This is a genomic window from Paenibacillus sp. PvR098 (assembly GCF_017833255.1).
Classification (GTDB): domain Bacteria; phylum Bacillota; class Bacilli; order Paenibacillales; family NBRC-103111; genus Paenibacillus_G.
On the sequence record NZ_JAFIBU010000001.1, the window covers coordinates 673637 to 698488 of the forward strand.

A 24852-nucleotide genomic window follows, 5' to 3' on the forward strand; every position below is an offset into this window, starting at 1 on the left:
TCCCGAAATTCGGATCAGTGCTGAGGCTGGGCTGAATACGAAGCTTAATTCAAATGGAGGTTAACATCAACATGCCATACCAATCAAAGCAAAATTCAGTCAAAACGGCCATACGCGAAGGGCGAACCGCTCTTGGGATGTATGTGGCGATTCCTTCGCCTGTCATTGTGGAGCTCGCGGGTCTTGCAGGGTTAGACTTTGTTCGAATCGACTGCGCTCACTCCCCTTTGGATGGATATGGAACAGAGCAAATGATCCGGGCTGCGGAAACCCAGGGGATTACCCCTTTCGTTAGAATCAACTATGATGAACAAAAAATATCCAAAGTTTTGGAAATGGGTGCGATGGGGATTATCGTGCCCGGTGTGTCCACTGCAGAGGCTGCAAGAGAAGTGGTAAATGCGGCAAAGTTTTCTCCTATTGGAGAGCGTGGTATGTTTGTCGGTCCCAGAAGTTCAGGCTATGGCAGCATGGATGCGGCAGCTTATACAAATTGGTCCAACCAAGAAGTGATGGTGGCTGTTCAGATCGAAAGTGCACAGGCGATCGAAAATTTGGAAGAGATCATGAACGTCCCTGGTATCGATATGGTATTAAGCGGACGTGGGGATCTGGCGAATTCTCTGAAAGTCACCGGTCAACGAAACCATCCATTAGTACTCGAAGCCGAGCAGAAAATATTTAGTATTGCCCAATCCAAAGGGATCGCCGTATCCGTAAACCTGGACCCGACGGATGTGAATTTTGCCGCAAGTGTAGAGGAGTGGAGGGAAAAGGGGGCGCAGGCCATCACCTTTGGGCATGATCTCACGTTGATTAGAAAAACCTTTGAACAAATGGTAAACACATCACGTGTCAGATCGTAAATCTAGCTGCGGGAGGTGAGTAATGTGACAATCGATTACAAAATGCTAATCAATGGACAATGGGTGGAAAGCTCAACGAAAGAACGTTTCCCATCCAGCAACCCGTATAACCAGGAAATTTGGGCGACCATTCCTCAAGCTTCTGAAGACGATGTGAGTCAAGCGATTGATGGCGCGCGCAAAGCCTTTGATACGTCTTGGAGAAAGGTGAGCGGGCTGCAGCGGGCGCAGCTATTAATGAAATTGGCCGACCTGCTGGATGATAATGCAGCCCGAATAGCCGCTCTAGAAACGACAGATAACGGAAAAGTCATCCGTGAAACGAAAAATCAGATGCATTTTGCTGCACGTAATTACCGTTTTTTTGCGGGCTACGCAGACAAATTAAATGGCGAGGTTATCCCATTAGATAATCCTTCTTTATTTGATTACACATTAAGAGAACCGCTGGGAGTAGCGGTGCTGATCACCTCGTGGAATTCACCGATTGCTCTCTTAACGAACAAATTAGCTCCTGCTTTGGCTGCAGGGAATACGGTGGTCATCAAGCCATCCGAGCATACGAGCGCTACAACGCTGGAAATCGGCAAGCTCATTCAACAAGCCGGTTTTCCCGATGGTGTGGTCAATGTCGTAACGGGAGATCATCGAGTAGGCCATTTCTTAACTCTGAACCCGAATGTAAACAAGATTAGCTTTACTGGCGGGGCGGAAACAGGGAAGACGATTGCTCGAAATGCGAGCCAAAATCTGATTCCCGTAACCCTGGAGCTGGGAGGCAAATCCCCAAATATCATCTTCGAGGATGCGGACATCCATGCGGCCGTGATCGGCGCCGTCGCCGGCATCTACGGAGCAAGCGGACAAACCTGCATTGCCGGATCGCGTTTGTTGGTTCAACGCTCTGTATATGATGAAGTCATCCAAAAAGTCGTTGATAAAGCTAAAACGATCCGATTAGGAAATCCGATCACCCCCTCAACCGAGATGGGGCCGGCTGCGAACAAGCCGCAGTACGACCGTATCCTCTCCATGATCGCGAAGGGTAATGAGGATGGGGCCAAGCTGGTGTATGGCGGCCATCCGGTTTCCGAAGGCGAACTGAATAACGGGTATTTTATTGCTCCAACGATATTTGTTGATGTAAAAAATCACAGCACCATTGCTCAGGAAGAGATTTTTGGGCCGGTCTTAAGTGTGATTCCGTTTGAGGATCAAGAAGAAGCGGTGCAGATTGCCAACGATTCCAAGTATGGATTGGCATCCGGGATTTGGACTTCCGATGTCAAACGGGTCCATCGAATGGCCAGACAAATCCAAGCCGGAACGGTTTGGGTGAATACGTACAGAACTTCGGCAGCTCAAGCGCCATTTGGCGGAGTCAAAATGAGCGGATATGGGAGAGAGAGGGGCTTGCATGCGTTAATGGACTACACACAGATGAAAAATGTAATGATTAATTTGTCCGACGATGCACGAGACCCTTTTTCCATGCAAACCTAACGAGGAGTGAGCTAATGAAATTAGGAGAAGCAATTACCAAAAAACTAGGAAATTCGGAAATCGATACGGTATTTGGCATACCCGGTGGTGGCAGCAGTTCGGATTTGCTCTGTTATATGGGCGATCATGATATGAAATTTATTTTGACGCAAAATGAGACAACGGCTGCAATTATGGGCAGTGTGTATGGTGAGGTTACCGGAAAACCTGGCGTTTGTCTGACGGATCTGGGACCGGGAGCACTCTCTATGTCTACCGGTTTGGCTTATGCCTTGCTTGATCGTGCGCCATTGATTACGTTAAGCGATAGATACGGCAGTGAGAATGTAGATTATGCGCTGCGACAAAAAATATCTCACACGGATGCCTTTAAACCCATCACGAAGCTAACAAGCAGTTTATCCGCTTCCAATTGGAGCAGTATGCTGCACAGAGGATATACGGTGGCTATGACGCCGAAAAGAGGACCGGTGCATTTTGATATCCCCAATGATCTTATCAATCGGGAAGTGGATGAGGATATTGGGAGCTTGTCCCGGGAGGCTTACCTTTTAACTGCTGATGAGAAGAGTTTGAAAAATGCTGCGTCTCTTATTCAAAAGGCAAAATTTCCCGTCGTGATTGTGGGTTTAACCATCAACAACGGAAATGGGAGCCAGTATGAACAGTTAAGGAAGTTTGTCGAAGCCTTTCAAATTCCCGTTTTCAAAACCGCTAAAGCCAAAGGGTCTTTGTCCGATCAGCATGAGCTCTCTTTGGGAGTATTTATGGGTGGAAGATTAGAGACGGGCATTATGGAACAATGTGACTTGATTGTAGCGATCGGTTTGGATCCTGTTGAGCTGCTGCCCAAGAAATGGCGGTATAACCAACCAGTGGTGTATATCTGCGATGATCCGAACGATCAAGAGATGTATCGTGCGGAAGCGGAAGTGATCGGCGATATCGGTATTTCCTTGGACCTCATCGGAGATTATATGACGGATTCCAATAACCAGTGGCAGTCTCATGATATCACTCAATATCGCAATCAGGTGAAATCAGCCCTGGAAACCAGCGGAACTATTCTCACAGCTGATAAAGTCATTCGCGTTTCACAGGAGGAATTACCGGCCGATGTCTTGATGACTACTGATGTTGGAGCCAGCAAACTGCTGGTAATCGAATTGTGGGAGTCCATAAATCCTCAATCCTTCTTTATCTCTAATGGCCTGGCAACCATGGGTTTTGCTCTGCCGGCAGCCATGGCGCTGCAGCATGTGTTTCCTAATAAGGTGGTTGTTTCACTGACCGGCGACGGCGGATTCATGATGAGATTACCGGATATTTCCACTGCCGTTCAAAATCGATGGCCGGTCATCTCCATCGTTTTCTCAGACCGCCGACTTAGTCTGATGGATGTCAAGCAGGTGAAGAAGGGCTATAATCAGCCATTCGGAACAGAATTTGTAGCGCCTGACTATGTTAAATTTGCTGAAAGCTTCGGAGCCAACGGCTGGAGTGTAGATACGGAAGACGAGCTACGGCAAGCCATACGTAGTGCGCTGGGATCAACCAACGGAATGCCCTCAATCATTGAAGCTCGCATCGATCCTTCATCCTACCATAAACAATTTGAAGCGATCAGAGAATTATAGCATTTATGTTTTCATTCATCCTGAAAAAAGAGCAGCAGCACCCTATGTAGATGGATGCTGTGCTCTTTTTTTATAGGTCAGGGTCGAAATATGACGACGAATTTCGGTTCTTTCTCGCCTATAAGGAATTTAGCATATTAGGGACAATTGAAGGGGACCATTATAGGGCACAACTTGCCTAAGCAAAGTGAGACTGCTGCCTTACTGACCGTAAATTCCTGTATTAACTGACCGACAGAAGGTGTCGTAATATACCTGGTTGAACCTGAGGCGGCTTTTATTAATAATGGCGGATAAAAGTGATTCATTGTATAAAGTTATGGGTAATAAAATCTGTTATATGCCGAAAAATGCATCAAAAATAATTCTGATCGAGTCCAGTTAGTTGAAACTTTAATCAGCAGAAGGATGATATGGTCGAACGGATAAGATATCATCATCACCATGAAGAGGATCTTCCAGATACGTTTCCATGGCGATTGCTGCCCATGTTCCGGCAGTTCCAACTGAGGTGACACGATCTGATAGGCGATTTTCCACTAATTCAAATCGATTGTTTGCAACGAAATGTCATTCCTTCAGGTTGATTATCAATTATTCAAAATGGTTAATCATTGGGGAAACGGTTTTTCTGTATTAACTATATGAAATATGGGAGCAATAAATGAGGCCAAAGTAGGAAGTGGCAGGACGTTGAATTTCTAGCAGGGGAATACGATAGAAACCGTTGGGAAAAATAGTGAAGCAAAGATTTCCGTTTCTCGAAGGGATTTGATTCTTTTGGATCGCATAATTCGTTATTTTCCAAACATTTTTACTCTATCTAATCTGGGCTGCGGCATCGTAGCTTTAGTTTTCATTGTTAATCATCTGCCGCTTATTGCTACTCTATTCTTAGTATTATCAGCCATATTTGATTTGTTTGATGGAAAAATTGCACGCAGTCTTAAAGTGTCCAGTGAATTTGGGGTTGAGCTTGATTCCTTAGCGGATATCGTTAGCTTTGGTGTTGTTCCGGCACTGGCGCTTTATGAAACCGTACCCCATCAAGTTGCATCCACCATCGCTTTAATGGTATTCCCCATGGCAGGTGCCCTTAGACTGGCACGTTTTAATACACGTCCCACCAAAGGATACTTTGAGGGGGTGCCGATCCCTGCAGCGGGATTACTGGTCTGTTTAGTATTATGGTTTCCCGCCGTTTATGGCTTCGCTGCCTACATTGCGCTGATTTTATCAATTTTAATGGTCAGTAGGATACGTGTCAAAAAGTTATAGAGAATAAAAAAACGGCAATCCAAAACCCTTCAGCGTAAGACTGGAGGGTTTTGTCGTTCTCAAGTTAACTCCTCACACTTTTAAGGACGGAATTTTTATAATTGTCTTGCTGCGATACAGGTGATAATATATGTTTATAAACATATCATATGAGTTGGTGATGATGATTAAAGAGCTAGCAAGTACAAAAATTCTAAATGAATTGACCAGAAGGATTGAACAGGAAGAGTGGAAGGCCGGGCAGAAGCTGCCTTCTTTGGCTGCAGTTGCCAAAGAATTTCAAGTAGGCGTCTCCACCGTACGAGAAGCTCTGCGCATTTTGGAAAACAAAGGATTTATTCTTATTGAGCATGGCAGAGGGATGTTCGTACGTAATCCGAACTATTGGAAACAGGAAAATGCATTGGACCTCACTCGGCTTCCTGTAGGAGATATGTTTTCCTTGCAGGAATACCGGGCTATTCTTGAACCTGAAATGGCAGCGCTTGCAGCGGAAAGGGCGACCCCTGGACAAACTGCACAAATGAAGGCGGCGGCATTAAAAATGATCGAAGATGTATCCAAAAGAGAAGATTATTTCGAAGCCGATATGGCCTTTCACGAACATATTGCCGAGGCTTGCTCGAATGAAGTCATGGCTCAGGTCATGAAAGGGATCTCAGACTTGCTCCTGGAGAGCCGCAGAAAAACAACGCGTATTCCCGGCAGTGCCGAGAGAGCTGCACACTTTCATATGCTGATCGCGTTGGCAATAGAGCAGAGAAACGGTGCCCTTGCCAAAGATATGATGAAGGCGCATCTGCAGGATGTTCGTCAGGATTCAATGAAGCTCAAGGAAGGTATGCAACCGCCACAACAAATTGAAACCATCGAATGGGAGAGAAGTTAATGAAAACAATCCATCATGGTGTTAATCCGTACCAAGGTAATGTACAGGGCAAAGCTAACGAGCCTATTACCGTAGCCGGGCTATTAGACCGCGCACGTCGCAGTCTTGGCGGGAAATACGAAGGCGGGGAGCCGGATTGGACGCTCGACAACATTTATGACCGACTAGAGAATAATTCACCCCGGATCGCCATTATCGGAGGCTCCTCCGATCATCCGGCCCATATTTTGGATCATGAAACGGTCTATAAAGCTGCTCTAAAAATATGGCAGGAAGGTGGAGTGCCGTTCTATTTCAGTACCCCGGTGCTTTGTGACGGAACAGCGCAAAACAACATGGGGATGTCCTATTCACTGCAGAGCCGCAATGCGATTGCGGAAATCGTAGTGAATCAAATGGAAGCGCAGTCATATCACGGAGCATTTGTGATTCAGGGCTGCGATAAGCAACCGCTGGGAGTATTAAGCGCCCTTGCCCATCTGGATCGTGTCCGGCGTTATCGCGGCGAGCATCATGTGTTTGCTACGTTCGCCCCTTCCCACGTACTGAAGGGAGGTACGATTCCGGATGATTTAAAGCTGGAATTAGCAGGTTTAGTATCCCAAGCCGTTGCAGCGGGATATGACGATATTGCCGCCGACATTGAAGATGCGGTGAGCTATATCCTTCAGTGCTCTTCCAACACCTCATTCCAAGGGGTTTTTGAACGAGCCGTGGAATGTGGTCTATTGACGGAGGAACGGCATAAGTATTTTGAAAAGAGGCTGGCTGTGAGCACCTGTGATTCCAAGGGCGGCATCTGTGCATTTCATGGAACGGGCAATAGTTCCCGGGACGTTACTACAGGGTTCGGTATCGTAAGCCCTGAGCTAGAGCTGCTGACAGACCCGCCGACACAGGCTCAAGTTAATCAAGCGATCGAGTCTTTGTTCTCCATCATCGATCGTCCGGAATGCAGCGTGAGTGAATTGGTCCGAGCCAATATCACCAATGTGATCCGGATCCATAGCTCCGCCGGAGGCTCTACCAACCTGATGATGCATATTGTCGGCGCAATGGTCTATGCGGGTTATGACTTTTCGCTCGAAGATATGGAACGCATCGCTGCTGAACATCCGATTCCCGATTTGTTCGATTACAGCTTGACCGAAGGAAGAGATATCTATGTATTGGCCCAGCAGTGCTGCTCAGGTCAAATTCGCGGCATGGAAACGCTGATGTATGAGCTTACAAGAAATGGTGTTCCTATGGCTTTGGATGCACCGACGGTGACTGGTCAAACCTGGGGAGAAAGGCTGTCCAATACCGTAGGCTTAAGTGCGGATGGCGTGAAGAACAATCCGATCATCTTAAGCAAGCCTAAAAGAAGCTTTAGCGGTGTCGATGTCCTTCGGGGGAACTTTTTTAACCAAGCTGTGGTTAAAATCAGCGGCATGCCTACAAAGCAGCTCAATCAATTCGACGATAAAGTCGCCTTCGTACTTTATTATGAAAATGAAGAAGAGGCGAACCATCATCTGTTGGACGTGAATATGTTGGACCGCCTAAAGGCCGAACGGCACTTTGAGCTTGAACATATGAAGCGGATGGCTTCCTATAACGCTTCCGTTTCTTTGGAAGAGCTGCAAACGTTGAGTTATGATGAGCTGTTTGACCGGATGATTCGGGAGGAATGGCTCAGGCTGGCGGTCATTATATCCGGTCAAGGCCCTGAAGCTTTCGGAATGCCGGAAATGATGACGCCTATGCAGCATATTAACGCACACCGTCAGTTAAAGTGTCTGACCACCTTAATCAGCGACGGCCGCTATTCGGGTGTGACATTTGGAGCTGCTGTAGGTCATATGACACCGGAAGCTTTTCATGGCGGCGGGCTTCTGTATCTGCAAGAGGGAGATCTGCTGCATCTGCAATTTCGCAAGAAACGTATCGATCTGCTGAATCCACAGTCATTTGCTTTGGGCCTAATTGAACACGACGTTGGGGAGCTTCGGAACAAGCGGACTGAACTCGGAATTTTCAGAATGGAAAAGATGCGTAAAAGACAAAAGCGTGTGGCGGCATCGAACCGGCTGCGCGATTGTACGGATGCATCCCGCGGCGTAGTGCCGATGGGAGTTGCATTGGATGCGGAGCTGAAATGGATTTAAGGGATAGGAGGTAGAATGAAACGGCAATAGAGAAAGGGATTTTTAGAGCCCGCTGGTGAAGCGGGTTTCTTTATTTTCTTGAATCGATCTTTTGGGCGGAAATATGTTGCGTTCATGGAATGCAAATGAGAATATATTATTGGATGCGCTATTAATTAAGGATTTTGTTGCAAATGTTAACACTTGTTCAACTGATGAAAAAATCTTTATTTAAAAGGTGATCGAATTGAATATACTTGCCATAGCTCCATATCCAGGGTTGAGGGATTTAATTCTGGAAGTGAATAAGGATTTGAAAAAAAACATCGATGTTGAAATCGGAGATTGGTATGAAGGTGTGGACATTGCCAAAGCGTTGGAAAACAAAGACTATGATATCATCATTAGCCGCGGAGCGACTGTAAATCTGCTGAGGGAACATTGTTCCATTCCGGTGACGGAAATTAAAATATCGGGTTATGACATTTTACGCACGCTTACGCTCTTGAACGGATTTGAAGGAAAAATTGGCGTGATGAGCCATTTGAAGGTGATTCAAGGAGCGGACTTTATAGGCAAGCTTCTGAATATGGACTTAACCTTTTACGGCGATGGAGATTGTGAAAGGTGTCTGGAAAAGGCCATTGAAGACGAGGTTCAGGTGATTGTCGGGGATGTTAAATCAACCAATGCGGCTAGAAACCACGGACTTCACGGTATCCTTATCACTTCCGGAAAGGAAGCTGTGATGGAGGCGATTCAGGATGCAGAAAGATTAATCTTTTACATAAATAAAGAAAAAGAAAAATATGCAGGTTTAGTATCTATACTGGATCAAAAATGGAAGCCTGATCAACCCGTTCGGGATAAGATTGATAAGTATCGGTTTGTAAAACAAGCAAAGGCGACTGTCCACTTCAACCAGCTGGTTGGAAAATCGCAGATTATGGCTCATTTGATTGATTCCGCCAAACGGATAAGCCATTCCGAACTGCCGATTATGATCTACGGAGAGCCGGGAACGGGAAAACACGTTTTAGCCCAAAGTATTCATAATGAAGGCGGTCTAAAAACGAAAGCGTTTATTACCATAGATTGTAGTTCCCATTCACCCGAGATATTAGAAAAAGAAATGCTGGGCATAGGTTCTGAGCCGGGTGCTTTCGAGCTTGCAAATGGCGGAACTTTATATATGTCCAATATTGGTAAGCTGCCTTTGAGCCTCCAAGTCACATTGTTACATATTCTAACCCGTCATAAGGTCAGGAGAATGGATAGCAATGAAGACCGAGAGATCAAGGTTCGAGTGATTGCTGAAAATGAAGAAAAATTAAACCCTATGGTCTCAAGAGGTGAATTTAGATCCGATCTGTACCGTGCTATAAATACATTCGCTTTAAGTCTTTCTCCGCTGTGTGAAAGAGTAGAGGATATGGCTGATTTGATAAGGATGTTCATCGCTTCGGCGAACGTCGTGACGGGAAAGGAAATCGTCGGGGTCAAACCGGAAGTGATGGAACTTTTAAGATCGTATGACTGGCCGGGGAACATCGATCAGCTGAAAAATACAATCAAAAAAATGTGCTTGCTTAGCAGTGGCCCTTACATTGATCAAGTAGAGATCGAACCGGTCATTAAAGAATTAAGTGAGAGTTCAGAAACCCATGATGCTCAAGGCATTTCTTTCTTCAACAAAACGTTAGATGAAATTGAAAGCGATATCATTTGTAAAATACTCGCGGAGGAAGAATATAACCAATCGAAAGCGGCAAAAAGGCTTGGGATTAATCGAACGACCCTATGGCGCAAATTGAAAATAAAGAATAGAAGGTCAATGATCACAAGCAATGATTAAATCTGCAACAAAACAAAATCGTATGGCTGTAGTAAATGGTAACAACACCATAATATAATTAAAAAAACGCTTACACCAATTCATTAAACCGTGAAGGAGATAGGGTATGGAAACTCAAAGAAAGCCGATCATGGCTTTGACTTACGGGGACGCTGCAGGAATCGGACCGGAGTTGGTCGCTCAAGTGCTGCAATTGGATGAAATTCGCAGCTTGGCTCACTGGGTGCTGATTGGTGATGAACGGGTGTTTCAGCAGGGGGCGGAACTCGCAGGGGTAACCTTGAACTATCGAAGAATCGATTCCATCGAGCAGGCTTCACATCAAGAGCATGAACTTCCGTTAATTGATCTGCAAAATGTAAATTTGGACGATTTCCAAAAGGGTACCCTATCTCCGGAAGCGGGGTTAGCCAGCGGAAAAACGCTGGAATACACTTTGCAGCTCGTGAAAGGGAATCATTTAGAGGGCGTGGTATACGCGCCTTTGAATAAAGAAGCGATGTTTCGGGGTGGTCTTCATTTTGAAGATGATATTCATTTCCTTGGTGACCTACTGGGCGTCAAAGACGGATTCGGTGAAATTAATGTCATGGAGAAGCTATGGGTATTCCGTGTAACCTCTCATATTCCTCTTAGAAAGGTAAGTGACTTGATTACGAAAGAAAGTGTCGGGCAGCGTATTCGTTTTGCTCATGAAACGCTCACCGCAGCGGGTTTTCATCAGCCGCGAATTGTAGTGGCCGCACTCAATCCTCATGCGGGTGAAGGAGGGCTCTTCGGGATGGAAGAGATCGATGAGATTATTCCGGCGGTACAAGACGCACAGGCACAAGGAATTAATGCTGTAGGGCCTTATCCGGCAGATACGATTTTCTTGCGTCTTCCTAAGGACCCGTTCGACTGCTTACTCTCTATGTATCACGACCAAGCGCAGACGGGCATGAAGCTTATGGGTTTCAACAAAGGGGTGACGGTCAGCGGCGGACTTCCTGTTGTTCTGGCGACTCCTGCACATGGAACTGCATTTGATATCGCCGGCAAGGGCGTTGCTGATCCCGGAGCCATGGCTCATGCAATGAAGCTGGCCGTTCGATTGGTCCTGGGGAAGCAGATTTCAGTAGCAAATGAATAAAAGTGAGGAGAAGGAGCAGCATGGATGCCAAATACAGTACCGTCATGATGAAACCGATAGATAATGTGACCGTAGCCTTAACAGAATCGGGCCTACATTTTAACATTTAAATCAAACAGGGTTCATACAAAAGCGACCTCCGAGATGAGAATGGACAAGGGCTTGAATCCCTGTTCAGGCTCCTCATAGCGGAGGGCGCTTTTTTAAAGTAAAGATGAGATTACTTTCACCGGTGAAACATCCAAATTAATAAGGCCGCCAGCTCATCTTGCGACTTGAACTGCTCCATGATATCAGTCTCCTGTTTATATTCATCAATATATTATAGTATGGAGGCCGAGAGACCATTCCTTTTCCAATATAGTATAATGAGTTCACTGCAGTAACAATAGATTTATCAAAGACCGGAACGGGGAAGGAATGAAGAGCTTGGCTATAAAACATGTAATATTCGATTTTGACGGCACCTTGGCGAATACACTTTCCGTCGTTGAATATAGTCTAATTCAGGTGTTTCAAAAATTTGATGGCAGGATCTTGACCCATGAAGAATTCCTTTCGATGTGCGGGCCTTCAGAGACAGGAATCATATCAAAGTATTTTTCAAAAAAAGATAACATCGAAGAAGCGATTGCAGAATTTTTTCAATTGTACGAGGACAAGCATGACGACTTGGTGGACAGGTTCTCTTTTATCGATGAGCTTCTACGCGATTTGAGAAGAACGGACGTGCGCTTGGGACTATTTACAGGTAAAACTCGTCGTAGCCTGGAAATCTCCCTACAGAAATTAAATTTTGATCATTCATTTGATGTGATGATCACAGGTGATGACGTGAAAGAAAGCAAGCCCTCACCGGAAGGCTTGCTTATGGCTATGCAAGTATTAGATGCGACAAGGGAAGAAACGGTATTTATTGGTGACAGCGATGACGATATGCAGGCGGGGTGGCGAGCGAATGTCAGAACGATAGGTGCACAGTGGATGCCTGCTAAGCAATCGACAGAATACCAACATGTGCCAGAGCACATCTTTAATGATGTGTCCGATTTGCGTGAGTTGTTGTCGCAGCATATAGCCGGGTTTCCTCAATAGGCCCTCCATTACGGTGGATTTAGTGGGATGAACTCCAATATTTGTTTTGATGAATCTTAAGTATGAGCTAGGGGGAAAAGTCTTGAGAGGAAAAGTAGCACTGATTACCGGTTCGGCTACAGGTATAGGGAAAGCCGTTGCTATTCGTTTAGCCCAAGAAGGAGTCCGCATCACAGCCAATTATTCAAAGTCAGAGAAGGAAGCATTGGAGACGCAGAAGGAAATCGAGGCATTGGGCGTCCAATGCTTATTGGTTCAAACTACGGTATCGAATGATCAGAAGGTAAGGGAAATGGTTCAACAAACGATCGATACCTTTGGGCGTCTGGACATTCTGGTCAATAATGCGGGAGTTACTGATTTTGTGAAGCACGAAGATCTGGAAGGGTTAAAGGAGGAATATTGGGATCGGGTCATGGATGTCAATGTGAAAGGCCTTTTCTTCTGCTGTCGTGCGGCGGCGCCTGAGTTAAAGAAACAGAGGGGCTGTATTGTGAATATTACTTCGGTGGCGGGCTTAACAGGGTTGGGCAGCTCCATTGCCTATGCTGCCTCTAAAGCGGCTGCGATCAGTGTAACCAAATCGCTGGCCCGTGTGATGGCGCCTGAGGTGAGAGTGAACAGCGTTGCTCCGGGGATTGTGCAAACCCGGTGGGTTGAAGGGCAGGAGGATCATGTGAAGCGTTTGGCGGAAGGAACACCGCTCGGCAAAGTGGCTAGCCCCGAGGATATAGCCAATGTGGTCTTTTCCGTAATTGCTCACTCTCATTTTGTGACTGGAGAGACGATTAAAGTGGATGGCGGTATGTTTATCTAACTGCGGATGAGTGCTCAGCCTTAAATAACATGATTGGATTCGAGGGACGATGATTCATCGTCTCTTTTTTTATTACATATTTTCAATATTACGTATGCGTTAAAATAATATAAATACTTGGTTTCATATCTATTGTTCTAATTAATCCTCATATATATGATATTTTAATGTGATAATGTAAAATTTTATAAAATGTATTGACATTAACGTATACATTAATTGATAATAATAATATGAAATCATTTAACAAATCCAGATACAAAATGATGGCAGGAGGCCGAATTATGAGTGACCAACGACATTTTCGAATTGCAGTAATCCCGGGTGATGGAATAGGACAAGAAGTGATCCAGGAAGGGCAGCGAGTACTCGAGCATATTGCTCAAGCATCCAACGGCAAGTTTTCTTTTGAATTTGATTCGTTTCCTTGGGGATGCGAATATTATTCCAAATACGGCCGCATGATGGCAGAAGACGGTTTGGAACAGCTGAAAGACTATGATGCCATATATTTCGGAGCTGTAGGTTGGAAAAGTGTCCCTGACCATGTAAGCTTGTGGGGATTGAGACTTGCGATCTGCCAAGGATTCGATCAATGGGCCAATATCCGTCCTGTTCGCTTCCTGCCAGGGGTGGAAAGCAAGCTTCGGCATCCTAATGTAGAAGAGCTGGATTGGATCTTGATTCGCGAAAACTCTGAAGGGGAGTATTCAGGGTTCGGAGGACGGAATTTCACAGGCCGGGGAAAAGGGAAAGAAGTGGCGGTTCAGTCATCGGTGTTTACGGAGGAAGGGTGCGAGCGAATTATCCGTTACGCATTTGAGACCGCCCGTACTCGTAAGAGGAAGAAAGTGACCAGTGTAACGAAAAGCAACGCTCAGCAATACGGCATGGTGCTATGGGATGAAGTGTTTGCCCGTGTTAGCCAAGAGTATCCGGACGTAGAAACCGAACAATGGCTTGTTGACGCTATGGCGGCCCGCTTTGTATTGAAACCGGAAACGTTGGAAGTTGTTGTAGGATCCAACCTGATCGCAGACATCCTGTCTGATTTGGGCAGTGCGCTTGCGGGAAGCTTAGGGCTTGCAGCCAGCGCCAATCTCAACCTGGACAGACGTTACCCAAGCATGTTCGAGCCCGTCCATGGATCTGCTCCGGATATTGCTGGGGAAGGCATTGCGAATCCGATCGGAACCATTGCCAGCGGGGCGCTCATGCTGGAACATCTTGGCCTTCGAGAGGAAGCTGCTCTTCTCAATCGTGCGATCGAGGAGACGACGAGACAAGGAAAGCTAACACCTGATGTGGGCGGAACTTGCAAAACGAGCGAAGTAACCGGAGCTATCATAGCGAATTTATCCAATCAGGTTGCACAGGTTTAAATAAAGAAAGAGCTGGAGTAGATGTATTGCACATCCACTCCAGCTCTTTTTATGTTGGTTTAGGTTTGGGGCATATTTCGAAGTACTTCTAAAATTTCATTGCGCGCCCTAAAGCGATGAGATTGAAGCATCGTCCGCGCAGCTTCGGATTCGCCGGCCTTCATAACCGCCAGGATGGCTTTATGCTCCATGATAGAACGCGTAGGCTGGGGCCTATGTTGTATCGTAAATAATCGGGCGCGATAAAGTTGATCGGATTGATTATCCATAATGCCTCGAAGACGCGGATTTTTGGCCAAGTCTACAATTCCGTTATGAAATTGATCATCCAGATCCGTCCATTCAAGCAGGTCATCGTTTGCCAGTGCGTTTTCCTGTTTCTCAATGAGAAGTTCAAGCTGTTGAAGCTCCTCAGGAGTGACGCGGCCAGTAGCGAGTCGGCCTGCAATACCGTCCAGCGCTTCCACGACTTCGTAGATTTGCTGCAGGTCATCAACCACAATGGGCGCAACGACAAAGCCCCGGCGCGGAATGAGACGTACCCAGCCCTCCAGCTCCAGACGGACAAGTGCTTCGCGGACGGGGGTCCTGCTCATACCAAGAATATCCGCTAATGTTCTCTCTAATACCGTCTGACCGGGAGACAGTTGAAGATGCCGTATCGCATGGCGAACGGCTAAGTATGCACGCTGCGGCAATCGCGTTTCTTCGCTTATGTACAGGTGGGATAAATTAATTTGCATATGGTGAGAGAGAGCGCGGTTCATGTTCTCTTGATGATTACCATTCGGCTGAGGAATGAACGGTCGTTTTTCCATGTAATATTTACACATCCTCGATAGGCTGACGATTCTTACTTTCATTAAATTATAACAAAAAGTAAACGAATTACTCAATTAGGCAAATTGGACACGGATCTGACATTGACTCTCTTGGGACGTTTAAACTACAATATGTAGTGTTAACTAAAGAAAAATACATAATGTAGTTATATGAGGAGGTGAACTGTTGAATACAGTAGATTTAACTTTATGGCTGGTGTTTGGAGCAGGTTTTTTATCATTCATCTCTCCCTGCTGCCTACCCTTATACCCATCATACCTTTCTTATGTAACCGGGGTTTCAGTCAAAGAGTTGAAAGAAGGAAAAGGGATGTTTCAGAGGCAAGCTCTGCTGCATACGTTTTTCTTTATTTTGGGATTTTCAATCATATTTTTTGCGCTGGGGCTATCGGCCAGTTTGCTCGGAGATTTGTTCTCCGGTAATCAACAATTGATCAGGCAGCTCGGGGCCATTCTGGTCATAGTGATGGGGCTTGTCATGCTGGGCTTTATGCAGCCCAAGTTTTTGATGAAAGAAGTGCGATTTCAGTACAACGCTAAACCAGTGGGATATATGGGTTCGATTCTTGTTGGTATCACCTATGCGGCAGGATGGACGCCCTGTGTAGGGCCTATTTTGGCATCCGTGCTGGCCTTAGGCGTGAGCAATCCGGGTCAATCGGTATTGTATACAGGGGCTTATACGGTGGGGTTTGCACTCCCATTTTTTATCATGGCTTTTTTTATAGGAAAAATGAAGTGGATTTTGAAATATTCCATTCTTATGACGAAAATAGGCGGGGCATTTATGATACTTACGGGAATATTGCTTTATACCGATAAAATGACGACGATCACTATATTTCTTATTGATCAATACGGCGGATTTACCGGCTTTTAGGAGTGGACGATATGTATTCATTGTTTAGTCAGGTCAGTGCTTTTTTAAGTGAACCGTTCGTTCATGCGGCGAATACGGATATGGCTCTGATTGCTGCGCTGTTTCTAGGCTTTGTCGGATCAGTCGCCCCATGCCAAATCTCAGCCAATGTGGCTGCCATCACATATTTTGGAAATCGGCAGCTCCAAGGAAAGCTGTCCTGGGTTGAAACATCCATGTATATTTTTGGGAAAGTCGTAGTGTTTATTTTGTTGGGCACGGTTTTTTGGTTTTTTGGTCAGCAGATTTCCAAAGAATTTATTCCTTACTTTGCTTTTGCAAGAAAAGTGCTGGGACCGCTGCTTATCCTTATCGGACTCTTTATGATAGGCTGGATATCCATTCCATTTCAATGGGGAAATCGCATATCCGAATCGATCAAAAAACTCTTCGACCGGACCAGCGGCAAAAGTGGAGCATTTCTCTTGGGAGTCGCTTTTTCCCTTGGTTTTTGTCCTACGATGTTTGTCTTATTTTTCGGAACGTTAATGCCGCTCACCTTACAATCTTCCTATGGCATCGTTCTTCCGTCTATTTTTGCTGTAGGTACGGCTATGCCATTTTTACTGTTTGCCGGGCTAACCGTTGGGTTCGGTTTGGATCGCGTTATGATCAAACGTGCAAGACGATGGGGAAGCTGGATTCAGAAATTGGCGGGTATATTATTTATCATGTTTGGAATAGGTGACACCATGACGTACTGGGCTTTATAGCTTTAAGCTATTCCGTATAGCTTAAAGCTTGTTTACCCAATGCTTCCCAAGTAGCAATAAATCGTTCTTTTTCAATTCTTAACTGTTTTCTGCCGCTCAATGGATCGTTGACGTAAACGTTCTTCTCATCGTAGCCGACTAGCAGCACGGTATGTTCCTGAAAGGTTGTTCGAATAGGTCCGATGGAGGTGTCCCATACCACCCACTGTTTATCCGCAGGTACTGTAAAAGAAACCGTAGTCCATACAAGAACGGGTATGCCGTTGGATACTTGTCGCTCCAAATCATCGAATGAGCTGCCTGTTAAATCGACTCCTGTCGGGATGTATTTAAGAAGCAATTCAGATAATGCGGCATGGTATATTCCAAGCCCTTTTTGTTTGCCGGTCACATCTCCAACAAATCCGAGATTCGGATTTCCCCAATATTTAATTGTTCCGTTTGGATTGTACTGAATTGTGGTTGAATCCTTTTTCATCTCAGGAACAAGCTCCATTTTGTTTTTCTTAATTCCTTTATACTGAAACAGCATGGTTAACGCTGTAATTTCGCACCCATTAAAGAGCTCTGGTTTTTGCATAATTATAGGAGCATCGATCATGGCGGACAGCTTTTTTCTGTTATCTTCATCCTCCAATGAATTCATATCGGAGAGCGCTGCTGCCGGACTAAATGAATCGTAGATTGGAGGAGGTTCATTATTGTCGATTATTTTCATATACAACAGGAAAAGCATAATCGCACTTGAAAAGGCGAGTCCGATCAGGAGCAGCGCACCTAAAAAAGTTTTTATACGTCTTAATATCATGATATCATCCGCTTTAGTTTGATTTTAAACGCACATAAATTATACTACAATTTGTAGTGAGAATAAAATCCTTGAGTCATTGACATAGACGATTTCTTTATACTACAATCTGTAAGTACGGGATATGAAAATCATGCAGATTAAAAAGTTCAATATGAACGAAGTAGGATTGAATCATTTTTTCGGCCCGCTCGAATCGCGCATCATGACGATTCTATGGTCTTCAGAGGGAATCACTGTTCGAGATATGCAGACGATTTTAAATCAGGAAGCGGTTCACTTCCTTCGAACCTTTGCAGTCCAAAGATCAATTTCTATCGGAACAGACCAAAGCCGTTACCTATGGACTTATACAGGAATATGGAGGGCTTGTCGTCAATCATCTCATCGATGCTTTGGATCATGCTGACGAGGGACTGATTACCAGGCTCGAGCATAAAATCAATGAGATGAAAAGCAGAAAGAAGACATAACAGATCATGGTCACAGGAGGGTGCCCTTGTGGAAGGTAATGTTTTGAATGTAACACTGATCATATTGAATATCGTCGTCTTTATTTTTATTATGAGATATAGAAGACGAAGATTAGCTAAACAAGCTGAGAAAGGTAGAAAGCTGCAGGAATTGATCTCTCAATTCTCATTCGAAGCCAATAATGAGAATGTACAGCAATTTATCGATGAGATGAAAAACTCTTATGCCTTGTTCAGCAATCCCAAGAATGGCGACATTGCACGATCAGCATTTGAAAACGTAGAAGCAAGCGATAAAGTAGATTTGGAATTAAAGCAAGAATTACGTAGAGTACTTACGAAATCGGGAGTCAAGAATCTCAAAGAAATCCATACATAACCGACTTACAGCAAGCTGGCGTCTGCATTCCCGCAGATGTCAGCTTGTTTTTATGCTTAAGAACTGACGCGAAACACCGTTTAAGAACCGTATTCTGAAAAAGATTTTCTCTTGGTTTTGTTCATTATAAAAGAACCGACCCTATTTTTATCATTCATTGAAAGGTATTTTATGGAAGAGGACGGATAATGAAAATGTGTTGGAGCTGGTCCTTCCGCAATATTTATACAGCGCTTTCATGATGTTGTGATTGGGCAATTGCGGTGAAGCTGCCGACACCTGAAGGGGGATCGAATGGGATGAAAAGTTTGATTCAAAATTCGTTGAGAGGGACCTCAAAGCTCATGCTGACGCTGCTGGCATGCACCTCGCTGATATTGACGGCTGCAGGATGCGGGAGCCAGACGGCTGATTTGCCTGCATCAGAGGGTAAGAGTGGAAGCCCAGAAGCTGCAGAGGCTGTGAAGATTAAGCCGGATCAACTGACCACGATTAAGATGGGGCTTCCTTCGAAAAACATGAGCTACCTACCGATTTACGTGGCACAAAAGAAAGGATTTTATAAGAACGTCAATCTGGAAGTCAATCTCGAGTATGTTAAAGGCGGCGTCCTGGCTCTAAGGGGGCTTCAAACCGGAGAATATCCGATTATCTCCACGCTTCCGGAGTCGGTCATTACCGGGGTAGCGGAAGGCGCGAACGTCAAGATGATCGGCACGCTCGACGATAAGTCGATGTATTCGATCTTTGTGTCAAAGGATATCAAAAGCCCCAGTGATCTGAAGGGTAAGTCAGCGGCGAGCAACGTACCGGGTAACGGAACAGACATTCAGCTGCAATATTGGTTGAAGAAAAACGGGTTAGTGCCTAACGAGGACGTACGACTCATCAACGCAGGTGAGAACGCGGGCCGTTTGCAGGCGCTTCAGACAGGTCAGGCGTCCGTAACCATTTTAAGCCAGCCCACAGATTTGAAGGCCGAAGAGCTCGGTTTCACCAGGTTGTCTTTAATGCGCGACGAGCTCAAGACGTATAATCACAACATGATCGCTGTCAATGGAGACGTTGTAAAAAATACGCCGGAGGTTGTCTATGCCTTTATGTCGGCACATGCCGAGGCCGTGAAGTTTATCAAGGATAGCGCCAATCGCGAAGAAGCCTTGCAAATCGCCATGTCGGAGCTGGGAATGAAGAAAGCCGATGCGGAAAAATCGTTCGATTTCGTGCTGCCGGCACTTGCGGACAAGGGTAAAATGAACATCGAAGGCATGAAATGGGCCATCGATACGGTAAAGGAAACAGGGGCTCTTTCGAAAGAGATCAGTGTCGATAAAGTGGTGGATGAACGTTTTTATGCTAAGTAACTGCGTTAAGAGCTGCCCGAGCTGTTTGGGCGCTCTTTTTATTCTGCTGCTTCTCATTTAAGAATAGACAGTTATAGGGGATGCAGCATAAACCGGCTGCTCCGGTGCTAGGAACGAAACCTTTTTTTCATTATGTTCACCATATAAGAACTCCGGGATTTTAGGGAGATGGTTAGCCCTTATACTTAAGGCAATGATTTAGCCTCATCTAAGAAATCAAGGGAGAGATGGATATGTTAAAAAGAGAAGACAATGAGAGGCTATGCAGGGTAGGCCCGGGAACACCGATGGGTGAGCTGTTCCGACGTTATTGGATTCCCGCTGTCTTAAGCGAAGAGCTGCCGGCAGCGGATTGCCCGCCTGTTCGTGTCCGAATCCTAGGGGAGGATTTGGTTGCGTTTCGCGATACGAATGGGAAAGTCGGACTGCTCGATGCGTACTGCCCTCATCGCCGGGCCCATTTGTTCTGGGGACGCAATGAAGAATGCGGCCTCCGCTGCGTGTATCACGGCTGGAAATTCGATACTAGCGGTCAATGCTTGGATACACCGAACGAGCCGCCGACCAGTGATTTCAAGCATAGCGTCCAATTGACGTCTTATCCTACCTATGAAAAAGCGGGGATCATCTGGACCTATATGGGGCCGGAGGAGCAGCAGCCAGGTTTCCCGGATTACGAATGGATGAGAGCGCCGGAAAATTACCGCAATGTATCGAAAACCTTCGAGGCATGCAACTGGCTTCAGGCGTTGGAAGGGGGCATTGATACTTCCCATTCCTCATTTGCTCATAACAATAACATTGCGGATAAAAATGCGCTGCGGACAAGGGCCACCGCGCCAAAGCTAGAGGTGGTCAAAACCAATTACGGCTTCAAATACGCTGGCATTCGTGACTTAAAGGAACACAATAATTATGTCAGGGCTTATCAATTTATTATGCCGGCACAGCAAATGAGGGGCGCCATGATCCGCTGGACCGATGGTAAAAGGGAAGAATTTCCGTCCATCGCAGGCCATTTGTGGGTGCCCGTCGATGACGCTAATGTATGGGTGTACAACATTCTGTACTCATCGGATGTCAATATTCCGTTCACCCCTGAATTTGTGACGAAGCACGAAACGGATTTCGGCCGTGGGCAAGAAGATATGCTGCCGGGATACAAACTGGTGCGCAATCCTTCCAATGACTACTTCATTGACCGTGAAGTGCAGCGAACCCAAACCTTCACGGGTATCGCCGGTATCAACACCCAGGACTACGCACTGCAGGAAACGATGGAGCTGCCATTCTGTGACCGTACCAAGGAGAAGCTGGGTACCGCCGACACCGCCATTATTGCGGCGCGCCAGCTGCTTTTGGAGGCGACCAGAGACGTTGAGGCAGGGAGAACGCCGCGCGGAGCAGAGCCGGACACACACAGCAAGGTTAGAGGCTGCGATAAGTTTCTGCCTAAAGGTGTGGATTGGAAAGAGGGGCTGCTCGAAGAAATGACGGCCAAGTTCTAGGCGCCCCACCAGCAGAGGGGAGGAAGGATATGGTATTCACTACCGATTCCGGACAATTAAAAAAGAGACTTGTTCAAAGCATTCTGATGCTGGAGCGGGCGGAAATCATCGACTTTAACGGCCATTGCAGCGTACGTATTCCCGGTACAGAGCAAATCCTGATCAATTCAGGGCCGAGTACCCGAAACGATTTGAGCGCTGAAGATATCGTCACCATGGATGTTAACGGGACAAAGCTGGAAGGGCGTGAAGCTCCTCCGATGGAATATCACATTCATACGGAAATCTATAAAAGACGGCCCGACGTGCAGGCTGTGATCCATGCCCATCCTCGTTGGTCGACCTTTTTCAGTATGACGGGGACACCGCTTAGACCTGTGTTTCCTCAAGCGGCTCTGTTGGGTGAGATTCCGACCTTTGACCGCATTGATTCCATAAACACGCCGGAGCTGGGCGGCCGGTTGGCCGAGGTGCTTGGGGGCAGCCGCATTGCGCTGTTAAAGTCTCACGGCAGCGTCATAACCGGGTCCACGCTCGAAGAGGCGTTCGCCCTGTGCATATATTTGGAGGAGAACGCTAAGCGTCAGTACAGGGCTCAAGCCATGGGCAAGCCCTATGAACTAAACGATCAGGAAATCGAAGCCTGTGCCCGTCATTTAGGGAAGCCTGCCCTTTACCGCAAGGTATGGGAATATTACGAGGTAAAAATACGGCACTAATCTTCCGATTTGTTCCGTAGAGAGGGGAAGACATCATGGCGATTCATAATGAATTTGCAGGAAAAACAATTGCCGTGCTCGGCTACAGTGAGGACGGGGCCGAATATGCAAAGCGGCTGCGGGAGCAAGGCTTTGAGGTCGTCATTGGCTTGCGAGAAAGGGACATCATGTGGCCTCGGGCTGAGCAGGATGGCTTTAGGGTGATGAACCTGTGGAATGCGGTCGGAGCTTCCGACATCATACAAGTGTGGTAAACCAAAGGAGGGATATCATCGCTTGAGTGAATCGATTGAACCCGTTGAAGCATCGCCGTCACATTCTTTGAAGGACATGTGGCTGATCACGATCGGTCACGGATTAACCCATTGGTATCCAGCCACTTTTTATATGCTGCTTCCGATCATTGGCAAAGAGCTGGGACTCAGCTATACCGAAACCGGGATGATCATTACGTTTCAATATATTGCGAGCACGATTTCCAATGTGCCGGGAGGTATGCTGGTAGATACGGTTGGCAAAAAAAGTCTTCTTATGGCACTGTCGCTCTTCTGGGTCGGATTCCCCTACTTGTTCATGAATTTTACGAGCACCTATTGGATGCTGCTCCTTTGCATCTCGCTGGTCGGCATAGGCAACAACCTGTGGCATCCTACGGCGATCCCTACATTATCTCAGCGCTATCCGAAGCGGAGAGGCTTTGTCCTATCGGTTCACGGCATGGGAGCCAATGTGGGCGATGCGCTCGCTCCGCTGGCGATAGGTGCGATGTTGGCTATATTTACTTGGAGGCAAATCGTTGTGATCAATATCATTCCTGGCGTTTTGATCGCTCTGCTCATTGTGATCTTGCTGCGGAATTCACAATTAGACTCCAAAAAACAAAAGGCGACGGATAGTGAAGAGAAGCAAGGACAAACCATAAAGGAATATTTCAGCGGACTGAAGGGACTGGTACAAAACCGCAGTCTGGTGCTCATTTCAACGAGCTCCGCTTTCCGTTCCATGACGCAAAACGCGCTGCTTACCTTTCTCCCGTTGTATTTGGCGCATGAACTGGATTTCTCTCCTTTATGGGTCGGAGTAGGCTTATTCCTGCTCCAGATGGGAGGTTTTATCGCCGCTCCGATATCCGGTCATTTGTCCGATAAGTGGGGACGCAAAAAGGTATTGGTGACAAGCATGGCGATGAGTGCCGTGATTCTGATCGTCATGGCGGTTTTGGGTAAATCACCGTTATTCATTGTATTTATCGCGGTTCTCGGATTTTTTCTCTATGCGGTTCGTCCCGTGATGCAGGCTTGGCTGATGGAAGCATCTCCCCAAAAAATGGCCGGGACCAGCATAGGTATCCTGTTCGGTATGCAATCCCTGGGCCAATCGATCTCTCCATTGCTGGGCGGTATCATTTCCGACAAGTTCGGTTTGTTTGCTGCATTTTATTTTGTTGCCGGCACGATTATCATTGCGAATCTGCTCATCTTGTTTGCTCCAAAAGAGGAAGTGTCATCTGGCAATAATCAATCCATATCCACGTGAGGGGGATCACCATGAACAAGTTAAATTTAAGCTTCGCCTGTTGGGACTACGACCGTGTTCAAGCGTTAGTGGACGGCTCCGTCCATCCCAAGGGAATTGAACTGAACTTTCTCAACATGCCGGTGGAAGAAACGTTTTTCCGCATGATGCGCCATCAGGAATTCGATGTTGCTGAGCTGTCGGCTTCTTCCTACCTTCTTGCGAGGGACCGCGGATTTCCGAATTTTACGGCCATTCCGGTATTTCCGTCCCGGTTTTTCCGTCATTCCGGCATTTACGTGAATGTTGAATCGGGTATCCGAAAACCGGAGGATTTAAAAGGCAAGCGCATCGGTATTCCCGAGTATCAGCTGACCGCCTGCGTCTGGATTCGCGGATTTTTGCAGCATGAATATGGTGTTCATCCGTCCGAGGTGGATTGGTTCTTTGGGGGGCAGGAGACCCCAGGCCGCGTCGAAAAGTTCAAGCTGGAGCTTCCGGCTGACATTCGCCTGCAGCCGATTGGTCCGGAACAGACGCTAAACCAAATGCTTGAGTGCGGCGAACTGGACGCGTTTATTGCTCCGCGCGCTCCGTCCTGCTTCTTGAAGGGATCACCGCGCGTCAAGCGTCTGTTCGAAGATTATGTATCCGTTGAAAAGGAGTATTTCCGCAAAACCGGTATTTTCCCGATTATGCATGTGGTAGCCGTTCGAAACGAAATTCTGCAACAGAATCCGTGGGCTGCACAAAACCTGTATCAGGCTTTCGTCGAGGCGAAGAACAAGGTGTACGAGGGCTTCAATCAAACCGCGGCCTTAAAAGTGACGCTGCCTTGGCTCGTAGCGGAGATTGAGCAAACAAAGCAACTGATGGGCGATGATTTCTGGCCTTATGGATTAGAGAAAAACCGCGCTACCCTGGAAGCGCTGGTCAGCTATTCCTATGAACAGGGTCTCATCAAAAACAAGCTTTCGGTGGAAGATTTATTTGTGAAGTCGACCTTGGAGCAGTACACCATTTAAAAAA

General features: G+C 46.4%; 22 protein-coding genes and 1 pseudogene. 21 read left to right on the forward strand and 2 right to left on the reverse strand.

The features are described from left to right. Window positions 1-71: 71 nt before the first annotated feature. The 11 genes from JOE45_RS03345 (at window position 72) to JOE45_RS03395 (ending at window position 14583) form a co-directional block, all read left to right on the forward strand. Window positions 72-866: an HpcH/HpaI aldolase family protein gene (locus JOE45_RS03345; protein WP_210021534.1), complete on the forward strand. Its 795-nt coding sequence runs from the start codon at window positions 72-74 to the stop codon at window positions 864-866. 24 nt (window positions 867-890) lie between these two features. Further along, window positions 891-2369 (forward strand): aldehyde dehydrogenase, encoded by a 1479-nt coding sequence (locus tag JOE45_RS03350; protein WP_348632471.1) that lies wholly within the window; start codon window positions 891-893, stop codon window positions 2367-2369. A gap of 14 nt (window positions 2370-2383) precedes the next feature. Next, window positions 2384-4006, forward strand: coding sequence for a thiamine pyrophosphate-binding protein (locus JOE45_RS03355; protein ID WP_210021533.1), 1623 nt, complete (start codon window positions 2384-2386; stop codon window positions 4004-4006). A gap of 780 nt (window positions 4007-4786) precedes the next feature. Beyond that, on the forward strand, window positions 4787-5284 hold the full coding sequence (pssA, locus tag JOE45_RS03360; protein WP_245246555.1) for a CDP-diacylglycerol--serine O-phosphatidyltransferase: 498 nt from the start codon (window positions 4787-4789) through the stop codon (window positions 5282-5284). A 130-nt stretch (window positions 5285-5414) separates the two neighbouring features. Continuing rightward, entirely contained in the window at window positions 5415-6173 is a 759-nt protein-coding gene (locus tag JOE45_RS03365) for a FadR/GntR family transcriptional regulator (RefSeq protein WP_210021531.1), read from the forward strand. After that, entirely contained in the window at window positions 6173-8323 is a 2151-nt protein-coding gene (locus tag JOE45_RS03370) for a dihydroxy-acid dehydratase domain-containing protein (protein ID WP_245246556.1), read from the forward strand. The genes JOE45_RS03365 and JOE45_RS03370 overlap by 1 nt, the downstream gene beginning before the upstream one ends. Before the next feature lie 280 nt (window positions 8324-8603). After that, complete coding sequence (locus JOE45_RS03375; protein ID WP_348632472.1) at window positions 8604-10157, forward strand: sigma-54-dependent Fis family transcriptional regulator; 1554 nt, start codon at window positions 8604-8606, stop codon at window positions 10155-10157. A gap of 106 nt (window positions 10158-10263) precedes the next feature. Further along, window positions 10264-11289 (forward strand): PdxA family dehydrogenase, encoded by a 1026-nt coding sequence (locus JOE45_RS03380; protein WP_210021528.1) that lies wholly within the window; start codon window positions 10264-10266, stop codon window positions 11287-11289. 429 nt (window positions 11290-11718) lie between these two features. Next, window positions 11719-12384, forward strand: a complete 666-nt coding sequence (locus JOE45_RS03385) for an HAD family hydrolase (protein ID WP_210021527.1) — start codon at window positions 11719-11721, stop codon at window positions 12382-12384. 82 nt (window positions 12385-12466) lie between these two features. Continuing rightward, the gene (locus tag JOE45_RS03390; RefSeq protein ID WP_245246557.1) at window positions 12467-13201 is read left to right on the forward strand and encodes an SDR family NAD(P)-dependent oxidoreductase; all 735 of its coding nucleotides are present in this window, start codon (window positions 12467-12469) and stop codon (window positions 13199-13201) included. Window positions 13202-13485: 284 nt separating this feature from the next. Next, window positions 13486-14583: a tartrate dehydrogenase gene (locus JOE45_RS03395; protein ID WP_210021525.1), complete on the forward strand. Its 1098-nt coding sequence runs from the start codon at window positions 13486-13488 to the stop codon at window positions 14581-14583. Window positions 14584-14642: 59 nt separating this feature from the next. Here the strand turns inward: JOE45_RS03395 and JOE45_RS03400 are convergent, their stop codons facing one another. Further along, window positions 14643-15401 carry a GntR family transcriptional regulator gene (locus tag JOE45_RS03400; protein WP_245246558.1) on the reverse strand — a complete coding sequence of 253 codons (759 nt, stop codon included), beginning with the start codon at window positions 15399-15401 and terminating at the stop codon, window positions 14643-14645. Between the two features lie 190 nt (window positions 15402-15591). Between JOE45_RS03400 and JOE45_RS03405 the strand changes: the two genes are divergently transcribed. Both JOE45_RS03405 and JOE45_RS03410 read left to right on the forward strand, forming a co-directional pair. Next, window positions 15592-16305, forward strand: a complete 714-nt coding sequence (locus JOE45_RS03405; protein ID WP_210021524.1) for a cytochrome c biogenesis CcdA family protein — start codon at window positions 15592-15594, stop codon at window positions 16303-16305. 11 nt (window positions 16306-16316) lie between these two features. Then, a complete protein-coding gene (locus JOE45_RS03410) occupies window positions 16317-17057 on the forward strand; it encodes an urease accessory protein UreH domain-containing protein (protein ID WP_210021523.1) in 741 nt (246 codons plus the stop codon). Window positions 17058-17064: 7 nt separating this feature from the next. Here the strand turns inward: JOE45_RS03410 and JOE45_RS03415 are convergent, their stop codons facing one another. Continuing rightward, entirely contained in the window at window positions 17065-17865 is an 801-nt protein-coding gene (locus tag JOE45_RS03415; RefSeq protein ID WP_210021522.1) for a C39 family peptidase, read from the reverse strand. Between the two features lie 133 nt (window positions 17866-17998). Here JOE45_RS03415 and JOE45_RS23325 point away from each other — a divergent pair. From JOE45_RS23325 to JOE45_RS03450, 8 genes and pseudogenes are all read left to right on the forward strand, one after another. Continuing rightward, window positions 17999-18338: pseudogene (locus JOE45_RS23325) on the forward strand (BlaI/MecI/CopY family transcriptional regulator). Window positions 18339-18366: 28 nt separating this feature from the next. Further along, a complete protein-coding gene (locus JOE45_RS03420; RefSeq protein ID WP_210021521.1) occupies window positions 18367-18717 on the forward strand; it encodes a hypothetical protein in 351 nt (116 codons plus the stop codon). 299 nt (window positions 18718-19016) lie between these two features. Next, a complete protein-coding gene (locus tag JOE45_RS03425) occupies window positions 19017-20081 on the forward strand; it encodes an ABC transporter substrate-binding protein (RefSeq protein ID WP_210021520.1) in 1065 nt (354 codons plus the stop codon). 233 nt (window positions 20082-20314) lie between these two features. After that, complete coding sequence (locus JOE45_RS03430) at window positions 20315-21589, forward strand: Rieske 2Fe-2S domain-containing protein (RefSeq protein WP_210021519.1); 1275 nt, start codon at window positions 20315-20317, stop codon at window positions 21587-21589. A 29-nt stretch (window positions 21590-21618) separates the two neighbouring features. Further along, window positions 21619-22308 carry a class II aldolase/adducin family protein gene (locus JOE45_RS03435; protein ID WP_210021518.1) on the forward strand — a complete coding sequence of 230 codons (690 nt, stop codon included), beginning with the start codon at window positions 21619-21621 and terminating at the stop codon, window positions 22306-22308. 35 nt (window positions 22309-22343) lie between these two features. Continuing rightward, complete coding sequence (locus JOE45_RS03440; protein WP_210021517.1) at window positions 22344-22562, forward strand: Rossmann-fold NAD(P)-binding domain-containing protein; 219 nt, start codon at window positions 22344-22346, stop codon at window positions 22560-22562. A gap of 22 nt (window positions 22563-22584) precedes the next feature. Next, window positions 22585-23844: an MFS transporter gene (locus tag JOE45_RS03445; RefSeq protein ID WP_210021516.1), complete on the forward strand. Its 1260-nt coding sequence runs from the start codon at window positions 22585-22587 to the stop codon at window positions 23842-23844. Window positions 23845-23855: 11 nt separating this feature from the next. Next, a complete protein-coding gene (locus JOE45_RS03450; RefSeq protein WP_210021515.1) occupies window positions 23856-24848 on the forward strand; it encodes an ABC transporter substrate-binding protein in 993 nt (330 codons plus the stop codon). Window positions 24849-24852: the final 4 nt, after the last annotated feature.